Raw genomic sequence first — 17,697 nt, forward strand, 5'->3', positions numbered from 1 at the left:
TACCGACCAGTCGGTCCTGGAGTCGGGTCGTGCCGCCCGCCGGTTCAGCCGCCGCGTCGGCGGGACTTGGGCAGCAGGGAACTCGCCGACCAGCGGGGCCTGTCGAGGGCGTTGCGGAGCGCCAGGTAGGCGACCTGAACGGCGCGGAGGGACTCCTCCGCCGGGGCGGGCGCGGCGTCGGGATCGGGTTTGGGCATCCTGGTGACCCGCAACCAGCGTTCGTTCCAGAGCGCTTCCAGGGCACCGTCCCACCGCAGTCGGACTCCCTCGGCGACCTCGTTCTCCCGCTGCTGCGCCGTCTCGATCCGATCCTGACCGGCGGCGACCTCGTCCTCCAGCCCCGCGGCCTTCTTCCGCTCGTGCTCGTGCGTTCGGTCCACGGCTTCGGTGGCGACCGAGGTGATCTCCTTGTAGTGCGCGGCGGCCCGTTCCGGCCCGCCCGCCGAAGGCTCACTCACCGGCTTCCTCCCACACGGGTTGGTCGTCGGAACCGCGCGGGCGCGGCACCCCGTCGGCGGGGTCAGTGGCGTCGGTGAGGTCGAACGGCAGGACCACCTCCGGACGGGAGTGGATCGAACGGTCGAAGAACAGTCCCCGGCGTGCCCGCGGGGACCAGTTCACGACCTGACCGGCCGCGAGGGCGGACAGCTCCTGGCCGTGCACGTCGAAGGCGACCCAGGCGCCGATGTCGTCGACCGGCCCCACTCCGAGGGTGTTCTTCAGCCGCTGGGTGCTGCGCCACCAACCGACCGCGTGGATCCTGAGCTCCGGACCCTGCTTGAGGATCTTGCGGAGCTTGTCCTGGCCGCTCACGCGCGTCTCCGGGTCCTTGCGCTCCAACAACGTGTGCGCCGCGTCGGCGGCGTAGAGCACCAGGCAGTGCATGACCGGGGCCTCCGGGGCCGTCGAACCCTCGGTGCGCTCGTCGACGAGCCCGGCCAGGCCGGTCACGGCGGACTCGACGCCGTCCAGATCGACGAGGTCCACGTGGTGCCCTCCTCGCCGCAACGTGTCGACCACCGCGTGCACCTCCCCCTGGGCTTCATCGACCAGACCGGCCACGGTGAACCTGATCCGACCGGGAGGGTGCTGACGGGCCAGGGACAGGGCCGAAGCCCCCAGCACGCTGGCGGCGTCCCGCAGCACCGAGCCGAGCACCGCGATGTTGCGCCCGGGCGAGCGGGGGAGTTCGACCGCGGCTGCGGTGCCCTCCACGTCGATCACCTGCCCCAACAACGCCCTCGGGGTGGGCGTGCCGCCGAGGTTGCGGAAGTCCTCCAGCGAGGACAGGGCGGGCAGGTGCGAGCCGTCGAACAGCCGGGGCGGGTGGTGACGCTGCTCGCGGCGCTGCCACAGGCGTTGTTGCAGCGCGTCGAAAGTGTCCTTGGTGGTCGCGTTCGGAATCCGCGCGAGCTCGTTGCCGTGCTTGACTCCGGAGTCGTGGTTGACGACCGCGTGCCAGCGGGGGAGTTCCAGCGCGGCCTGGTTGGCGTCGACCAGGACACGCCGTGCCTTGGGCAGCGCTACCCGCAGGATGAACTGCTCGAAGATGGCGGGTTTGCCCCAGAAGGCCTCGATCCCGGAGACGTCCTGGCTGGCCAGCACCAGGTGGATGCCCTGGGAACGGCCGCGTCGCGCGACGTCCTCCAGCAGCGTGACGGCTTGGGCCGAGACCGCGTCGCGTTCGGCGAACAGGTACTGGAACTCGTCGATCACGGCCACGATCCGGGGCCACCGGCCATTGGGGTCCTCGGAGCGCAGTTCCTCCAGCTTGGTGACCTCGTGGGCCTTGGCCGCGTCCGCGCGGCGACGCATCTCCGTGGACAGGAACCGCAGCAGTGCCAGGCCGAACTCGCGGTCCGTGTTGACGTTGACCCCGACGAGCTGAGCGTGCGGCAGCCAGCTCGGGTCTCGCCGTCCCGGGGTGAACTGGGCGAACGAGACACCTTCCTTGAAGTCCAGCAGGTGGAACTCCAGTTCGTCGGGGCCGTAGCGGGCCGCCAGACTGCCCAGCAGGGCGTAGAGGAAGTTCGTCTTGCCCGAGCCGCTGGGTCCGCCGATGAGCATGTGCGGACTGGAGTCGCCGAGCGTGACCCAGACTCCCTCGCCCTCGTGGAAGCCGACCGGCGCCTGCAGCCCCGAGGTCGAGTGGTGGGACCACAGCTGCTCGGGGAGCAGGTCGTCGAAGGTGCGTACCCGCGCGCGCTGTGCGAGGAACTCGTCGGAGAGGGCCGAACAGGCCCGGGTCACCCGGTCGCGGGCCATCGTCTCGTCCGGGCGTATCACCGCGTGTGGTCCGGTCATGCTGCCGCTCGCCTGCTCGGGAGCGGTCAGCGTCACCGACTCGACCGGGCTGTTGACCGTCATCGGCAGGTCGACGACGATCAGCTGGATACCGCAGGCCAGCCCGTTGCGGGCGACCCGCTGCAATCGTTGCTGCTGTTCGTCCTTGAGCGCCTTCCCGTCGCCGAAGAGCACCGCGATGCGCCACGGTTCACCGCGATGGCCGGTCTCGGCGGCCAGCGAGTGCAGCGACGTGTGCCCGCCGAGCAGGGCCGAGGTGTGGATGCGGCGGATGTGCTCGGACAGCTCCTCCAGCAGCTCGTCCAACCGCGTGGGGTCGTGCGCGGTGAGCAGGCCGGCCTTGGTGAGCGGATACAGGCCCGGCAGCGTTCCGGTCAGCCGAGCGATGTCCCAGACGTGGACGCGGACCAGGCCGGGCTGGTAGTAACCGAGCACCCGCATCAGCAGGTTCTGCACCAGCGCTTCGGCGGCTTCCTTCGTGTCGCGGCCCTTGCGGTCCACCGTGGAGGTGATGCGCAGATGGGACTCGTCCAGCAGGGGAACGGCGGCCGGGAAGGGACGCGGATCCGGGGACTCCGGCACGTGGGCCTCGCCGATCCGCCAGAGCCGCGGTGGCGCCTCGTTCGCCGCGGCAGTTCCGACCCGGCCGAGCCAGTCCTGCCACGGTTCCGAGGCCGTACCCGGTGCCGCCTCCGCGACGAGCTCGGTCAGCCGCGGGGGACCTTGCCCGGTCCACTCCGCGTGGATGTCCTGACGTTCGCGCAGTGCTTCTTCGAGCGCTTCGCCGAAAGCGGCCTGCTCGGAACCGTCCACTAGGGAGTGATCGTGTGCCACGGCCGAGACACCCTGCTCGGCGATGCGCATCGCGAAATCCCGGTGCGCGTGTTCGGCCCGTACGCGTGCGACCTCGTTGCTCGCCGCGCCGAGAGCCGTGGCGGCGCTGGCGCTCAGGCGTTCGAAAGCTGATTCGATGGCGCTGCGCCGCTCGTTGTTACGCACACCTCACCTCGGCAGTCGCGTCACTGACGGTGATCAAATTACCACTCGACACGTGTTCTCGCGGAGAATGTGACGTGTTCGTCGATCGTGGTGCCGGTCGTATTCTTGCTTAAACGATCGAGGCCACGATGCCCTACAAACGGGTGGCGTAATCACGCATCGTGTCGGCCACACGGTCGAGCGTGCTGATCGACTGCTCGATCTGGTCCCCCGCGCGACGGAACCCCGGCGGTACGACGGTCTCGGGGTGATCGGGGTCGATCCGGACCAGCGCGGCCTCGGCCTCGTTCAACGATCGACGACTCCGCGTCAGCTGCCGTTGCGCCTGGCCGACGTGGTCCTCGACCGTCCGCAGGGTTTGCAGAAGTTCCTCCAGCGCGGACATCGGCTACAGCCGCCCCACGTAGCTCTCGGTGGAGGAGATGCAGGCGTTGATCGTGCCCTGCGCTCCGCCGATGGTCTGGGTCACCTCGGCGAGCATTCCGTAAGCCTGCTGCATTTCCTCCTGGGCACTGCCCTGGATGGCCGTGGCCAGGGCCTGCTGAGCTTCCTCCAGTACGTGAACGGCCTGCTGCAGGGCGGCGATTCCCTCCGATGCCTTCTCGTTGCACAGGGCGATGCCCTCGCGAACTTCTTCCACGCCAGCCATTTGTCCCGAACTCCGCTTCCGTCGCCGTGCTGTACCGAACAAGTTAGCGCCCCGTCGTGGTGTGCTCACAAGGAGGTCAATGCTCGGTGTCGTGCCCCGTGTTCGCTGCGTCATATTTGATCATGTCGCTCGCCCGGCCGCCGGATCGGCTTGCCGGACTCGTGCCTCGCGGCCGCTCACGGGCGCGGGATCCTCGGGTCGTCGGCCGAGGTCGACGCAGCGGGCGTCGCGGTGAGCGCGGAGCCGCCCCACCACGCCTCGACCAGGATTCGCTCGCCCCCGGAAACCAGTGAGTCGAGCAGTCCGGGCTCCTCCAGCACGGTCCACGCCGTCGGTGGCGCGCAGGAGATCCGGGGCAACGCGTGCTCGGGGGCGAGTTCGCGCATGAAGGTGCGCACGGAGCGCGCGAGGGCGGCGGCGACGTGGGAGCCACCCGTTCCGCCGCCCCGGCTGATGGTGACCGACCAGCAGCCGGGTTCCTCGTCGGAGCAGTCACCGGACTCCACGACCCGGCCGCCCACGGACCGCGTCAGTTCCAGGCAGGCGGCACGGGCCCCGCGGTCGTCCTCGGCGGCGACCAGGACTGTGATCAACAGCTCGATCTCGGTTTTTTCAGCCATCGCGGGAGCCATTCTTGCGCACCCGTCCCGACACGTCGCCCGGCGCCGGTCGCGTCAGGTGTTCAGTTCACGCCCGACGAAGGTGACGACGTCGTTGAGCACTCCCTCGGCGTTGGTTTCGAGGAACAGCTCGTGACGCGCGCCCGGGTAGATGTGTTCGTGGAACTCGGTGCCGCGTATCTGGTTGATGCCGGTTCGCGTGTCGGCTTCGGGGACGAGCTCGTCGTCCTCACCGTGCAGCCACAGGGTGGGGACGCGGAGCGCGGGGCCGGAGTTGATGGCCCGCAGGCAGCTGTCGACGGCGAGCAGGGTCGTGCGCTTGAAGGGGCCGTGCCAGACCAGCGGGTCCTCGGCGTACTCGTGGCCGACCCGCGGGTCCCGGGACAGGCTCGACGGGTCGATGGGGGTGTGCGGGATGTCGTCGCAGCCGAGCAGATCCAGTACGTGCCACGTCCCCAGCACCGGTGCGGACAGGACCAGTGCCGCCATGTACGGCTGGTAGTGCTGGGCGTAGCGCACCGCCAGCATGCCTCCCAGCGAGTGCCCGATCACCACGACCGGGAGGTCGGGGTACTCCTTGGTGATGTGCTCGCGCACCGATTCGAGGTCGGCCACGAAATCCTCGGCGTCCTCGATCAGCACTCGTTCGCCGGGTGAGTGCCCGTGCCCGACGTGGTCCGGCGCGCAGACCACGGCCCGGGCGGCCACGAGTTGTTCGGCGACCCACTGGTAGCGGCCCGAATGTTCGCCGTGGCCGTGCGCGATCAGTGCTATCCATCCGGGGGCCCGCCCCGACCACGTCTGGACGGCCAGCTCCCCGTGGCGACCGGGGACCGTCGTTGCGGTTGGTTCGATCATGCGCACACGACAGCACAATCATTCGTGCGGGGCCACACCGGTCGGGGATCCCTGTCGGAAAAGCGGTGGTCGGGCGATGTCCGAGATTTCGTCGCCCGGCTCACCGCGCGATCCGGCCCGTGTACCCACTCTTCAGCGGAAGGCGGTGATGTCGATGGCTCCTCCGCCGCAGATGCGGCCCCCGTTCCAGTCGACGGTCAGCGAACTGGTCTCGTCCGGCGGGGTCACCATCAGCTGACTGGGCTGGTAGCCGCACGGCCCGGTGGACGGCGTGTCACCGGTGGGTACGACGCTCCAGTGCAGGGTTGCCGTGGCCGCCTCGCCCGGCGCCAGGCGTACGACCTCCGGCCCCTGCCCGGGGGTGCGGTTCACCTCGGTCGGCAGGGGCTCGCCCTGCTGGCCGATCAGTCGCAGCCCGCTGTAGCCGTAGATCGTGCAGTCCTGACCACTGGTGTTGCGCAGGGACAACCGCGCGTGTCGCTGCCCGGCTCCCGGGCTGCCCTGTTGGAGGCCGCCTTCGAGCATGGAGGTGTGGCAGCGTCCGACGGTGCTCGGCTGCCGCGAGTCCTGCTGCGAGGGCTGTGTCGTCGCCGTGTTCGAACTCGTCGGTGTGCTCGTCTCCCGTGGCGTCGTCGAGGAGGTCGCGGGTGCTTCCGCCCAGGTCGGCGCGGTGCCGGTCGAGGACGGGGCCGAGCTCGTGGAGTCCGTCGCCGTGGCGTGCCGGGCCGGTGCCGTGTCGTCACCGGCGTTGGTCGCCTGCTGAGCGCAACCGGCCAGCAGTACTCCCGCCAGCAGTGCGCCCGACACGCGCAGCGTGCGTAACCCCGCGGTTTCCATCCGGTGTGGGATCATGTTGGCCACCTCCCGTGTCCACCTCGTGAGGTGGGATGGTTGCTGTCTTGCGCTCTCATTTCCAGGGACGTGTGGCGGCCCACGTGGTTGCCCGCTGCGGAGGGGGGAGCAAACATGCCCGGCAAGTTCGCCCGTGTGGCGGTGTTTGCGCCTATCGGGTGGTACAGCTGCCCCTGAACGGCGGGCTGCGGCCTTTGCCGAATTCGCTATCTTGAACGGGACACGTGATCAGTCCAGTCGAGGGGCAGCGATGGCCATCGCGGTTCGGGGCGTCGACGTGGCGCGGTACCAGGGGGATCCGGACTGGTCCGCGGTGCGTGCCGCCGGTTTCACGTTCGCCTGCATCAAGGCCACGGAAGGAGTCGGCTACGTCAGTCCCGCGCTGGACGGTCAGCTCGCCGGGGCACGCCGCGCCGGGATGGCCACCGGTCTGTACCACTACGCCCGGCCCGACACGAACACACCGCAGCAGGAGGCGGCCCACTTCGCCGCCCAGCTGGCACGCCTCGGCGCGGGGGCCGTCGGCAACCTGCCGCCGTGCCTGGACATCGAGGTCGACGCGGTCGACCTCACCGGATGGGTGAAAGGCTTTCTCGCAGCCCTGCGTGGGCACACGGGGCGCAGCGAGGTCATGGTCTACGCCTCGACGTCCTGGTTCCTCGACAAGCTCGGCACGGACAGCTGGGTCGACCCGGAGGTGTTCCTGTGGGTCGCCCATCACGGAAGGGAACCGGGGCTGCCCGGTTACCACACGGACCGGGTGGTGCTGCACCAGCACACCTCGGACGGGCGAGTGCCGGGAATCGAGGGTGCGGTCGATCTCAACGTGGCGCTGGTCGAGCTCACGGTGCTGACCGGTGGTGACGAGGTGTCGCCGAAACCACCCGCCCCACCCGGGGAGACCTATGTGGTTCAACCAGGCGACACGCTTTCGGGGCTCGGAGTTCGGTTGGGGGTGGCCTGGCGGGCGATAGCGCGTGCCAACGGCATCACCGATCCCGATTTGATCTATGTGGGACAGGTGCTGCGGATTCCGCGCTGACCGGCGAACGAAGTGTGTGATTTCTCCGGCGTAACCCGTTCTGGTTCCTGCCGGTGACGTGGGGCACCCCTCCGTGCGACTTCGTGCGACCTGTTTTTGACAGTCGTTTCAACACGTCTGTTCTACGGTCGTGAACGTGTGTGCTCGTATCTTGTCGGGACCGTGGCCGGGATGGCCGGTGATGTGAGCACGAGGAGAGCGCGTTTTCACGAGACAGCCCCTCGGAGTGGCCGTGCTCGTGTGAGCATGTGCAACCGTAGTGGCACGGGCTGCCGAACGTGCCTTCCCCGTGTGGCAGTGTCGGGACCGTCCGGCTCGCCCGGCAGGAGTGGGTGTGGAAGGCCTCAGGGAAAATGGGGGTGTTATCCCGGATGTGGGCCGGGCGCGACAGCGGCGAGATTGACGGTGTGGATTTCGGGGTGGAGAAGGTGACCGCAGGGACGAGGCCCGGGGGTACGGCGTCTTCGTCCGCGTGTCCTTCGGCGGATCCGGGCCCGGCGGACAGGGGCGTCCCCGGACGGGCACACACCGTTGTGTGGGGCGCCGCGGTTGGTTTTGACGGTGGTTGGCGATGACCCTGTTCGCGGTGGCTCTCGTGGTCTTCGCCGCATGTGGATATGCGGTCGGGGCGCGACTGCAGCACAATGCGGTGCACGCGGCCATCGGTGAGCGCGGTCTCGGATTTCGAGATCAACTTCGACTCGTTCGCAACGCCCGCTGGTTGCTCGGGCTGGCTTCGCTGGGGGGCGGGGCACTGTTGCACGCCTACGCACTCGGGTTCGCGCCGCTGAGCGTGGTCCAACCCATCGGGGTGCTCGCACTGCCGATCACCGTCCTGCTCAACATGCGACAGCGGGGCATCGGTGCGGCCGGACTGAACCGTACGGCGGTGCTCGGTGTCGTGGCCAGCACCGGCGGAGTGATGGCGTTCGTCCTGCTCGCGGCGGGTACCGCGACTGCGACCACGGTCAGCGACCAGGCGGCGGCCACGTCCATTCGACTGGTGACGGTGTTCGTGCTGGCGCTCGGACTCGTCGGCCTGTTCACCAAGGGAAAGATCCGCTGCATCGCTTTCGCCACCGGTTGCGCTGTCGCCTACGGGCTGGTCTCGGTGTTGGTGCGCGCGGTTTCCCAGCAGGTCACCAGCTGGGATTTCGCCGCGATCGACCTGCGCCCGTTCATCGGCATCGGCGTGGCCGTGCTCGTCGGCGGGTGGCTGTTGCAGCAGGCCTACGCCCACGGCCCCCCGGACCTGGTCGTGGCGTGTTTGACCGTGATCGACCCGATGGTGGCGGTGGGACTGGGCATCGGCCTGCTGGGGGAGGCCGACGAGGTCGGTGTCTGGACGGCCGCTGGTGAGTCCCTGTGCGCCGTCGTCGCCTGCGCCGGTGTGTTCGCCCTCGCTCGTTACCACCCGGAGACGCAGGATCGACGTGCGCGCTCCACTGCGACCGGCAGCGCCGAGCTGGCCGGATCGAGTCCGACGGATCGTCCTTGACGGGAGTATCAGTTGACTTCGCAACCGCTGCTCAGGCGGCCGCTCCGGATCGTGGTGGGTGCTGTTACCTACCCACCCGACGTGAACGGTGCCGCGAACTTCGGCCACCGACTGGCCACGGGTTTGGCGGCGCGGGGCCACGAGGTGCACGTGATCTGCCACTCGACCGACACGCGTTCGAGCACTGTGGTGGAGGACGGCGTCACGGTGCATCGCGTGGGCTCCTTCGCCACGCCTTTTCACCCGACGATCCGGATCAGTGAACCGTGGCGCGCGTCCGCCGCCGCGAAGCGACTGCTGACCGAGGTCCAACCGGACGTGGTGCACGTGCAGTCGCACTTTTTCATCACTCGTGGCCTGATCAACGTGGCCAGGAGGCAGGGCATTCCCCTGGTGGCGACCAATCACTTCATGCCCGAGAACATCTTCGGGTACCTGCGGATTCCCGGGTTCCTCCAGACCGTGGCCTCGCGCGCGCTGTGGCGCCACCTGGTCCGGTACTACGGCAAGGCACACATGGTCACGGCGCCGACGCCCCGCGCCGTGCAGCTGCTGCGGGACAACGGTTTCGCCAACAACGCCGAGCCGATCTCCTGCGGGATCGACGTCGACCGGTACCGGCGTCGGGCCGTCGCCTTCCGCAGGTACAACCCCGCTCCGAACACGCGCACCGTGCTGTTCGTGGGCCGCGTCGACGAGGAAAAGCACATCGACGACCTGCTGCAGGCGATGTCGCTGCTGCGTACCCGGACGCGGACGCGGCTGGAAGTCGTCGGTGACGGCAGCCAGCGGGAACACTTCGAGCACATGGCGGCCGAACTCGGCATCGCCGACCGGGTCCACTTCACCGGTCTCGTCGACGACGAGGAGCTGCTCGACTGCTACGCCAGGGCGGACCTGTTCTGCATGCCCAGCGTCGCCGAGCTGCAGAGCCTGGCCACGATGGAGGCGATGTCGGCCCGGACCCCGGTGGTACTGGCCAACGCCATGGCGCTGCCGCACCTGGTCAAGCCCGGTCACAACGGCTGGCTCTACCCACCTCGGGACGTGCATGCCCTGGCCAGGGCCATCGACGAGGTCGTCGAGGACCGTTCCACGATCGACCGGATGGGTGCGGCCGGTGAGCAGCTGGTCTCCCAGCACGACATCGACGCGGTGCTGGGGCGTTTCGAGTCGCTCTACACCGAGGTGATCGACAGCGCGGACAGCGGCCGGCCGGTCGAGTTCCACAGCGGCATCGCGAGCTGAGTCGGGGACGTGACCGGGATGACGGCGACGGGGGAACCGACCGAGTACGTCGAGCGTGTCGGCGGCGGTGACCTGCATTACTGGGTCTACGGCACGAACCCCGATGCCGGGGAGCGGCCCTCCGAGCGGGATCGGCTCGTGGTGATGATCCACGGGTTGCGCGGCACGCACCACGGGCTGGAACTCGTCGTCGAACACTGCGGCGCCGACCGGGTGGTGGTCCCGGACCTGCCGGGGTTCGGAGCTTCCGGTCCCGTGCCCGGCGCGGTCCACGACGTCGCCGGTTACGCGCGAATCATGATCGAGTTGTTGGAACTGCTCGGTGCTCGGCGACGCCCCGTGGTACTGCTGGGGCATTCCTTCGGTTCCCTCGTCGCGGCTCATCTCGTCTCCCTGGCTCCGGACCTGGTGCGTCGATTGGTACTGGTCAACCCCATCGCGACACCCGCGCTGCGGGGGCCACGAGCGGTACTGTCCCGCTTGACCTCGGCGTACTACCGGCTCGGCAGGAAGCTGCCCACGCGGCTGGGGCACGCCCTGCTGTCCAACAGGGCGATCGTGCTGGCGGTGAGTCGGGCCATGGTCCGCAGCAAGGACAGCCGGACGCGTCGGTTCGTCCACGACAGTCACCTCCGCCACTTCAGTCGTTTTCACAGTCCACAGCTGCTCTACGAGACCTACGAGGCCTCGGTGAGCCACACGGTTTCCGACTACGCCGCAGCACTCACCGTGCCCACGTTGTTGATCGCCGGAGCGGCTGACGACATCGCGCCCGTCGACGGCCAACACCGGCTCGTGGAGCAGCTCTCCGATGCCGAACTCGTGGTCATTCCCGAGGTCGGGCACTTGGTGCACTACGAGACTCCGGTGACCGCCGGCCGTGCGATCCACCGGTTCCTCGGCGAGTCACGGGTGTGAATCGACCCGGACCGTGAGCACGTACCCGCCGGAAGGAACCATGCGAGTATTCGTCGACGCCCGCTGGACGCGTACCGACGTTCACGACGGAATCAGTCGCTACGGTGCGAACCTGATCGAGGCACTGCATCACCTCCATCCGGTGACGATGTTGATTCACGACGAAAAGCAGCTCCGGTTGCTGCCCACCGGGGTGCCGTACGTGCTGGTGAACAGCCCTCTCTCCCCGCGCGAGCTGTTCCTCGCCCGCGCCCTGCATCGTCTCGGTGCCGATGTCGTGTTCAGTCCGATGCAGGTCATCGGTGGTTTCGGACGTCGCTATCGACTCGTGCTGACGCTGCACGACCTGATCTACTACCGGCATCGGCAACCGCCCGGTTTCCTGCCGCTGCCGGTGCGACTCGTGTGGCGGCTGTACCACCGGGCCTACTGGCCGCAGCGGCTGCTGCTCAACAGGGCCGACGCCGTGGTGACGGTCAGCGAGACGACGAAGCGCCTCATCGGCGAATACAGGCTGACCCGACGTGGCGTCACGGTGGTGTACAACGCTCCCTCGGCACAGGCCGCCACGGCCGACGATGCCGGAGACGCGGAAGACGGTGGTGCACGTGGCGAGCGGCGTGACTTGGTGTACATGGGTTCCTTCATGCCCTACAAGAACGTCGAGACGCTGATCGCGGCGATGGCCGAACTTCCCGACTACAGACTGCATCTGCTGAGTCGAATCGATCCGTCACGAGAAGCTGAACTACTCGAATCCCTTCCGACCGGTGCCGATGTCGTTTTCTGGCGCGGAATCAGTGACGAGGATTACCGGGATTTGCTCGCAGGCGCGGCGGCACTCGTCACCGCATCTCGCGACGAGGGATTCGGTCTCCCGATCATCGAGGCGATGAACGCTTCGACACCCGTGGTGTGCAGCGACCTGGACATATTCCGGGAGGTCACCGGTGGTCACGCATTGCTCGTCGATCCGGACTCCGCCGGTGGTTTCGTCGATGCCGTCCGCCGGTTGGAGGATCCGGACACCCGCGCGTCGTTGGTGACTTCTGCTCGAGCGCAGGCGTCCGGATTCACCTGGCATCATTCAGCGCAGCGCCTGCTGGAATTGATGCGCTCGCTGGTGCGCTGACTGCCGCGTTTCGCACGACGCGGCGCTCGTCCTCCTCAGTGCGTCCAGATCTGGATGGCCCGGACGACGTAGGGAGCTCGTGGTACGTGGCTTCCTCCCGGGTACGTGCTGAAGTCCGCGACTGTGGCGCAGTGCGCGTCCTGATACACCGTGACCGGGCGGTCGATTCTGTTGACGAACGAGCGCGCCTCGAATCCGGAGTTCAGCGGTACGCATTCCTCCATGCTGGTTCCGCGCAGGTCGAACCGGTGTGGTTGGCCCTTGTAATCGGTCTGCTCCCACGCGCAGAAAACGCCCACGTCGCACCGTGGTGGGGGCGACGCGCGCTCGGCGGCCTGCACGGTTCCGGAGCTGACCAGGATCGTGGGGAGCGCGAGCACGATGGCGGTGACCAGTCGCCGCACTCGTTCCGGACCTCCGTTCCACCACGATCGGGTCCGGCGCTTTTCGCGTGTCGATTCGGTAACGAAGGCACAGGTGGACATGGGAAATCCTCTCGATGCGGAATCGGTGTGTGGGCGGAGAACTCCCGCCGCCGTCAAGATTGGCGACGCATCGAGCCGAGTGCCAGGACATTCCCCGGATTCACCCCGAACGAGTGTTTTTGGGAACCGCGCGGCATCGGTTCCCGTCCCGGTGTCCGAACCGATGCCCGTACTCGGGGCTGTCGGGGTTCCTCCCGGTGCGGTATACAGGAAATCGGATACCGACTGGTAGGTACGGGAGGCGGAAATGTCCCTGGACGCCGATGTCGTCGTGGTGGGGGCCGGATTGGCCGGGCTGGTGGCCACGGCGGAGCTGGCCGACGCCGGCCGCCGGGTGATCCTGCTCGACCAGGAGCCCGAATCCTCGTTGGGAGGCCAGGCGCACTGGTCGTTCGGCGGACTGTTCTTCGTCGACTCCGCCGAACAGCGCCGGCTGGGCATCCGCGACTCGCGGGAACTGGCCCTGCAGGACTGGCTCGGTTCCGCGGGGTTCGATCGCCCGGAGGACCACTGGCCCCGGCGGTGGGCGGAGGCCTACGTGGGCTTCGCGGCGGGGGAGAAGCGCGCTTGGCTGCACGAACGGGGGATGCGGTTCTTCCCGCTGGTGCAGTGGGCCGAGCGGGGCGGTCACCACGCCACCGGACACGGCAATTCGGTTCCCCGCTTCCACGTCACCTGGGGTACCGGTCCCGGTGTGCTGGAGCCCTTCCTCCGGCGGGTCCGCGAGGCGCAGCGACGTGGCCTGGTGACGCTGCGATCCCGGCACCGCGTCACCGGACTCACCACCACCGGTGCGGAGGTCGACGGCGTGCGCGGCGAGGTCCTGGTGCCCAGCGCGGCCGGACGGGGGCAGCCGAGCTCGCGCGAGGTCGTCGGGGACTTCGAGCTGCACGCCCAGGCCGTGGTCGTCACCTCGGGCGGTATCGGTGCCAACCACGAGCTCGTGCGGAGGAACTGGCCGCGCGAGCTGGGCACACCTCCGGAGCGGATGCTCTCCGGAGTGCCCGACCACGTCGACGGGCGGATGCTCGACGTGATGTCCGCGTCGGGGGCCCGGGTCATCAACGCGGACCGGATGTGGCACTACACCGAGGGCATCGCCAACTACGATCCCGTCTGGAACCGGCACGGCATCCGAATCCTGCCGGGGCCGTCGTCGCTGTGGGTGGACGCCCGCGGCAACCGCCTGCCCGCTCCGCTGTATCCCGGGTCGGACACGCTGGGCACGCTGCGCCACATCCTGAGCACCGGCTACGACCACACGTGGTTCGTGCTCAACCGACGCGTCATCAGTCGCGAGTTCGCCCTCTCCGGATCCGAGCAGAACCCCGATCTGACCGGGCGCAGCGTCCTCGGGCTGCTGCGCAGAGGCGGTGGTTCCACTCCGGGACCGGTCGCCGAGTTCGTCCGTCGCGGTGGTGACTTCGTCGTGCGCCGCAGCCTGCCGGAGCTGGTGCGGGGGATGAACGAGCTCACCGGGCGGGACCTGGTCGACGGTGCCGAGCTGGAACGCGAGGTCCTCGCCCGTGATCGCCAGGTGGAGACCGGCCTCGGCAAGGACAACCAGCTAGCGGCGATCCGGCAGGCTCGCCGCTACGCCGTGGATCGGCGGGTGCGGGTCGCCGAACCGCACCCGCTGACCGATCCCGACAGCGGGCCGTTGATCGCCGTGCGGCTGTCGGTGCTGACCCGCAAGAGCCTGGGCGGAGCCGAGACCGACCTCGACGGCAGGGTGCTGGCGGCTTCCGGTGCCGCGGTGCCCGGCCTGTACGCGGCGGGCGAGGTCAGCGGTTTCGGCGGGGGAGGTGTGCACGGCTATCGCGCGTTGGAGGGCACCTTCCTCGGAGGGTGCCTGTTCTCCGGGCGCAGCGCGGGCCGCGCCGCGGCCCGGTCGGTGGCGTGATCGCGTCGTCTGCGATCTCATGGGAAGTATGCAGACGACGGTGTTGGGCAAGACGGGCATGGAAGTCTCCAGGATCGCCTTCGGGACCTGGCAGCTCGGTGGTGAGTGGGGGGCCTTCGACGAGCAGCAGGCCGTCAGCGCGATCCGGCACGCCCGCGACCTGGGGGTGAACTTCTTCGACACCGCGCAGGCCTACGGCTTCGGCAAGTCCGAGGAGGTGCTGGGCAACGCACTTCGCGACGAGCTCAACCGTGACCGGGACAGCCTGGTCATCGCCACCAAGGGCGGTATCAACCCCGGTGGCGAGCGGCCCCGCGACGCGAGCCGGGCCTGGCTGCGTCGGGGCGTCGAGGAGAGCCTGCGCGCGCTGAAGATCGACTACATCGACCTGTACCAGGTGCACTGGCCCGACGAGTCGACTCCGGCCGAGGAGACGGCGAGCGCGCTGCAGGAGATGGTCGACGAGGGCAAGATCCGCCACGTCGGCGTGTCCAACTACGACGCCGATCAGATGGCCGCCTTCGACCGCACTCGCCCGGTGGAGACGCTGCAGCCGCCGTACCACCTGTTCCGGCGCGGTATCGAGCGGGAGGTCCTGCCCTACACGCGGGAGCACGACGTCGGCGTGCTCGTCTACAGTCCGCTGGCCAGTGGGTTGTTGACGGGCCGGATGAGCCGGGAGACGACGTTCGAGTCCGACGACTGGCGCGCGCAGTCCTCGGCCTTCCAGGGCGAGACGTTCCGCCGGAACCTGGAGGTGGTGGACCGGCTTTCGGAGTTCGCCTCGGCCCGGGGCAACGCTGTCAGCCAGCTCGCCATCGCGTGGACGCTCGCGCAGCGGGGCGTGCATGTGGCCATCGTGGGCGCGCGCAGCCCCCGCAACATCGAGAGCAGCCTCGCCGCGGCGGACATCGAGCTCAGCGACGACGAACTCGCCGAGATCGAACGGCTGACCTCCGACGCCGTGTCCGTCGAAGGAGCCGCCCCCGAAGGGGTGGCCTGAAGTCACCGATCGTGGTCGCGGGGTGCACCCGTCTCACCTCGGAGTGAGCCCCGCGACGCACTGGACGCATGAGCGATCGAGTTCACGAACCCCTGGTGCTGCGGATCGGCGACGAGGAGTTGCTGATCCGCAAGCGCTACGAGGTGCTCAGCATCCTCAACGACATCCTCGTAGCCCTGTGGTTCGTCGTGGGCAGCGTCCTGTTCTTCTGGGAGTCGACGAACACCGAGGGGACGTGGTTGTTCCTGTTCGGCAGCATCGAACTGGCCGTGCGCCCGGTCATCCGGTTGGCCCGCCACGTGCACCTGCGCCGCTACCAGTCCTCAGCGGCCCATACCGCCTACGGTTCGACGCACGACTTCTGAGCGTCACCCTCCCGAATGGTGGACACGACTAGTGCTCCGAACGGGTGTGTCCTGGTACACATAACGTGTTACCCCTCACATCCCCGGCGATCACGGAGGGCCCACCGAGATGCACGGTTTGATGCAGGACCGCCCGCTGACCCTGCCGCACGTCTTCCACCGTGCGGAACGGCACTTCGCGGACAAGACCATCGTCACGGCCACCGCTGCCGGTGAGACCACCGCGACCTACGCCCAGTGGGCACAACGGGTTCGCCGGTTGGCGACCGTGCTGGACGCCCTCGGCGTCGAGACGGGAGCGAGAGTGGCCAGCTTCGGGTGGAACACCCAGCGCCACCTGGAGCTGTACTTCGCCGTTCCCTGCACGGCACGGGTCCTGCACACGCTCAACATCCGGTTGTCCGCCGAACAGATCAGCTACATCGCCGGTCACGCCGAGGACGACGTGGTCTTCGTCGACCGTTCGCTGCTGCCCCTGCTGTGGCCGCTGGCCGAGAAGCTGACGACGGTGCGCCACTTCGTCGTCATGGACGACGGCTCGGACGCGGAGGTGCCGGACGATCCCCGCGTGCACGACTACGAGACGCTGCTGGAGCGGGCGGCACCGTACGAGGGCGAGTTCCACGTCTCCGACGAGAACACCGCGGCGGCCATGTGCTACACCTCGGGAACGACCGGCAATCCCAAGGGAGTGGTCTACTCGCACCGCTCCAGCGTGCTGCACTCGATGGTCGCGCTGACCGCCGACTCGCTGGCGTTGAGCGAGCGGGACACGCTGATGCCCGTGGTTCCGATGTTCCACGTCAACGCCTGGGGGCTGCCCTACGCGGGTGTGTTCGCCGGATCGAGCTTCGTCTTCCCCGGCCCCGCGATGAAGCCGGAGGCGCTGGTCACCGCCATCGAGCGACACCGCGTCACCGTCACGGCGGGAGTGCCGACCATCTGGATGGGGGCGCTGCCGCTGCTGCGCGAGCACGACGTCTCCAGTCTGCGGGTCGTGGTCGGTGGTGGTTCCGCGATTCCCACCGCCCTGTCGGAGGGATGGCGCGAGGCGATCGGTGTCCCGATCACCCAGGCGTGGGGGATGACCGAGACGAGCCCGCTGGCCTCGGCGGCGACCCTGCGCAGCCACCACGACGAGCTGGACGCCGAAGGGCTGGTGGAGCTGCGTGCGACCCAGGGGCAGTCGGTTCCCCTGGTCGATCTGCGCATCATCGATCCGGACACCGGCGTCGAGCAGCCGTGGGACGCCACCTCTCCCGGTGAGCTGCAGGCCCGCGGCCCGTGGATCGCCTCGGCCTACTACGGCGACGCCGACACCGACGCCTTCACCTCCGACGGCTGGCTGCGCACCGGCGACGTGGCCACGATGGACGCGCACGGTTACGTGCGGCTGGTGGACCGCACCAAGGACCTGGTCAAGTCCGGTGGCGAGTGGATCTCCTCGGTCGAGCTGGAGAACCACATCATGGCCCATCCCCAGGTCGAGGAGGCCGCCGTGATCGCCATGCCGGATCCGCGGTGGACGGAACGGCCGCTGGCGTGCGTCGTACCGGCAGAGGGAGCGCGGCTGACCGCCGAGGACATCGTCGAGCACCTGCGCGAGCGGGTGGCCAAGTGGTGGTTGCCCGACGAGGTCCGCTTCATCACGGAGCTGCCCAAGACCAGCACCGGCAAGTTCTCCAAGAAGAACCTGCGCGAACAGCTGCTTTCCTGACGGAGAGGTCCGGTGGGCGGAGCGGCTCCGGGCTATTCCCGTTCCCGCTGCTTCGCCCGTCGGGCGCGGATCACGCGCACCGCGTTGAACGACGCCCAGGACGG

General features: G+C 68.7%; 17 protein-coding genes. 9 read left to right on the forward strand and 8 right to left on the reverse strand.

What is annotated here, in order from left to right:
• Positions 1 to 44: 44 nt before the first annotated feature.
• The 7 genes from FHX42_RS20045 to FHX42_RS20075 all read right to left on the reverse strand — a co-directional run bounded on the left by FHX42_RS20045 (position 45) and on the right by FHX42_RS20075 (position 6,282).
• Positions 45 to 458 (reverse strand): hypothetical protein, encoded by a 414-nt coding sequence (locus FHX42_RS20045; RefSeq protein ID WP_182545968.1) that lies wholly within the window; start codon positions 456 to 458, stop codon positions 45 to 47.
• Positions 451 to 3,303, reverse strand: a complete 2,853-nt coding sequence (locus FHX42_RS20050) for an FtsK/SpoIIIE domain-containing protein (protein ID WP_182545969.1) — start codon at positions 3,301 to 3,303, stop codon at positions 451 to 453. Before FHX42_RS20050 ends, FHX42_RS20045 begins: the two co-directional genes overlap by 8 nt.
• A gap of 133 nt (positions 3,304 to 3,436) precedes the next feature.
• The gene (locus tag FHX42_RS20055) at positions 3,437 to 3,688 is read right to left on the reverse strand and encodes a hypothetical protein (RefSeq protein ID WP_182545970.1); all 252 of its coding nucleotides are present in this window, start codon (positions 3,686 to 3,688) and stop codon (positions 3,437 to 3,439) included.
• Positions 3,689 to 3,691: 3 nt separating this feature from the next.
• The gene (locus FHX42_RS20060; RefSeq protein ID WP_182545971.1) at positions 3,692 to 3,952 is read right to left on the reverse strand and encodes a hypothetical protein; all 261 of its coding nucleotides are present in this window, start codon (positions 3,950 to 3,952) and stop codon (positions 3,692 to 3,694) included.
• A 176-nt stretch (positions 3,953 to 4,128) separates the two neighbouring features.
• A complete protein-coding gene (locus tag FHX42_RS20065) occupies positions 4,129 to 4,572 on the reverse strand; it encodes a hypothetical protein (RefSeq protein WP_182545972.1) in 444 nt (147 codons plus the stop codon).
• 54 nt (positions 4,573 to 4,626) lie between these two features.
• Positions 4,627 to 5,430 (reverse strand): alpha/beta hydrolase, encoded by an 804-nt coding sequence (locus FHX42_RS20070; protein WP_182545973.1) that lies wholly within the window; start codon positions 5,428 to 5,430, stop codon positions 4,627 to 4,629.
• A 132-nt stretch (positions 5,431 to 5,562) separates the two neighbouring features.
• Complete coding sequence (locus tag FHX42_RS20075) at positions 5,563 to 6,282, reverse strand: DUF4232 domain-containing protein (RefSeq protein ID WP_182545974.1); 720 nt, start codon at positions 6,280 to 6,282, stop codon at positions 5,563 to 5,565.
• 250 nt (positions 6,283 to 6,532) lie between these two features.
• On the opposite strand from FHX42_RS20075, the gene FHX42_RS20080 reads away from it, so the two are divergent.
• The 5 genes from FHX42_RS20080 (at position 6,533) to FHX42_RS20100 (ending at position 12,120) form a co-directional block, all read left to right on the forward strand.
• Positions 6,533 to 7,324, forward strand: a complete 792-nt coding sequence (locus FHX42_RS20080; protein WP_182545975.1) for a GH25 family lysozyme — start codon at positions 6,533 to 6,535, stop codon at positions 7,322 to 7,324.
• Between the two features lie 571 nt (positions 7,325 to 7,895).
• On the forward strand, positions 7,896 to 8,822 hold the full coding sequence (locus tag FHX42_RS20085; RefSeq protein WP_182545976.1) for a hypothetical protein: 927 nt from the start codon (positions 7,896 to 7,898) through the stop codon (positions 8,820 to 8,822).
• Between the two features lie 81 nt (positions 8,823 to 8,903).
• Positions 8,904 to 10,070: a glycosyltransferase gene (locus FHX42_RS20090; protein ID WP_328796472.1), complete on the forward strand. Its 1,167-nt coding sequence runs from the start codon at positions 8,904 to 8,906 to the stop codon at positions 10,068 to 10,070.
• An 18-nt stretch (positions 10,071 to 10,088) separates the two neighbouring features.
• Positions 10,089 to 10,988, forward strand: coding sequence for an alpha/beta fold hydrolase (locus FHX42_RS20095; protein WP_182545978.1), 900 nt, complete (start codon positions 10,089 to 10,091; stop codon positions 10,986 to 10,988).
• A 40-nt stretch (positions 10,989 to 11,028) separates the two neighbouring features.
• Positions 11,029 to 12,120 carry a glycosyltransferase family 4 protein gene (locus FHX42_RS20100; RefSeq protein WP_182545979.1) on the forward strand — a complete coding sequence of 364 codons (1,092 nt, stop codon included), beginning with the start codon at positions 11,029 to 11,031 and terminating at the stop codon, positions 12,118 to 12,120.
• A gap of 35 nt (positions 12,121 to 12,155) precedes the next feature.
• On the opposite strand, the gene FHX42_RS20105 is transcribed toward FHX42_RS20100, so the two are convergent.
• Positions 12,156 to 12,524, reverse strand: coding sequence for a peptidase inhibitor family I36 protein (locus FHX42_RS20105; RefSeq protein ID WP_328796474.1), 369 nt, complete (start codon positions 12,522 to 12,524; stop codon positions 12,156 to 12,158).
• Positions 12,525 to 12,852: 328 nt separating this feature from the next.
• On the opposite strand from FHX42_RS20105, the gene FHX42_RS20110 reads away from it, so the two are divergent.
• From FHX42_RS20110 to FHX42_RS20125, 4 genes are all read left to right on the forward strand, one after another.
• Positions 12,853 to 14,508, forward strand: a complete 1,656-nt coding sequence (locus FHX42_RS20110) for an FAD-binding dehydrogenase (protein WP_182545981.1) — start codon at positions 12,853 to 12,855, stop codon at positions 14,506 to 14,508.
• Positions 14,509 to 14,536: 28 nt separating this feature from the next.
• Positions 14,537 to 15,511 (forward strand): aldo/keto reductase, encoded by a 975-nt coding sequence (locus tag FHX42_RS20115; protein WP_182546137.1) that lies wholly within the window; start codon positions 14,537 to 14,539, stop codon positions 15,509 to 15,511.
• Positions 15,512 to 15,579: 68 nt separating this feature from the next.
• Complete coding sequence (locus FHX42_RS20120) at positions 15,580 to 15,876, forward strand: YrhK family protein (protein ID WP_182545982.1); 297 nt, start codon at positions 15,580 to 15,582, stop codon at positions 15,874 to 15,876.
• Positions 15,877 to 15,985: 109 nt separating this feature from the next.
• Positions 15,986 to 17,593 (forward strand): long-chain fatty acid--CoA ligase, encoded by a 1,608-nt coding sequence (locus tag FHX42_RS20125; RefSeq protein ID WP_182545983.1) that lies wholly within the window; start codon positions 15,986 to 15,988, stop codon positions 17,591 to 17,593.
• Positions 17,594 to 17,697 lie beyond the last annotated feature (104 nt).

It is taken from the genome of Halosaccharopolyspora lacisalsi, assembly GCF_014137975.1.
GTDB lineage: Bacteria > Actinomycetota > Actinomycetes > Mycobacteriales > Pseudonocardiaceae > Halosaccharopolyspora > Halosaccharopolyspora lacisalsi.

Bases quoted from the DNA above. Each gene is read 5' to 3' on its own strand.
- FHX42_RS20055 (WP_182545970.1), bottom strand. From the start codon at position 3,688: ATGTCCGCGCTGGAGGAACTTCTGCAAACCCTGCGGACGGTCGAGGAC.
- FHX42_RS20060 (WP_182545971.1), bottom strand. From the start codon at position 3,952: ATGGCTGGCGTGGAAGAAGTTCGCGAGGGCATCGCCCTGTGCAACGAG.
- FHX42_RS20065 (WP_182545972.1), bottom strand. From the start codon at position 4,572: ATGGCTGAAAAAACCGAGATCGAGCTGTTGATCACAGTCCTGGTCGCC.
- FHX42_RS20070 (WP_182545973.1), bottom strand. From the start codon at position 5,430: ATGATCGAACCAACCGCAACGACGGTCCCCGGTCGCCACGGGGAGCTG.
- FHX42_RS20075 (WP_182545974.1), bottom strand. From the start codon at position 6,282: ATGATCCCACACCGGATGGAAACCGCGGGGTTACGCACGCTGCGCGTG.
- FHX42_RS20080 (WP_182545975.1), top strand. From the start codon at position 6,533: ATGGCCATCGCGGTTCGGGGCGTCGACGTGGCGCGGTACCAGGGGGAT.
- FHX42_RS20085 (WP_182545976.1), top strand. From the start codon at position 7,896: ATGACCCTGTTCGCGGTGGCTCTCGTGGTCTTCGCCGCATGTGGATAT.
- FHX42_RS20095 (WP_182545978.1), top strand. From the start codon at position 10,089: ATGACGGCGACGGGGGAACCGACCGAGTACGTCGAGCGTGTCGGCGGC.
- FHX42_RS20100 (WP_182545979.1), top strand. From the start codon at position 11,029: ATGCGAGTATTCGTCGACGCCCGCTGGACGCGTACCGACGTTCACGAC.
- FHX42_RS20110 (WP_182545981.1), top strand. From the start codon at position 12,853: ATGTCCCTGGACGCCGATGTCGTCGTGGTGGGGGCCGGATTGGCCGGG.
- FHX42_RS20115 (WP_182546137.1), top strand. From the start codon at position 14,537: ATGCAGACGACGGTGTTGGGCAAGACGGGCATGGAAGTCTCCAGGATC.
- FHX42_RS20120 (WP_182545982.1), top strand. From the start codon at position 15,580: ATGAGCGATCGAGTTCACGAACCCCTGGTGCTGCGGATCGGCGACGAG.
- FHX42_RS20125 (WP_182545983.1), top strand. From the start codon at position 15,986: ATGCACGGTTTGATGCAGGACCGCCCGCTGACCCTGCCGCACGTCTTC.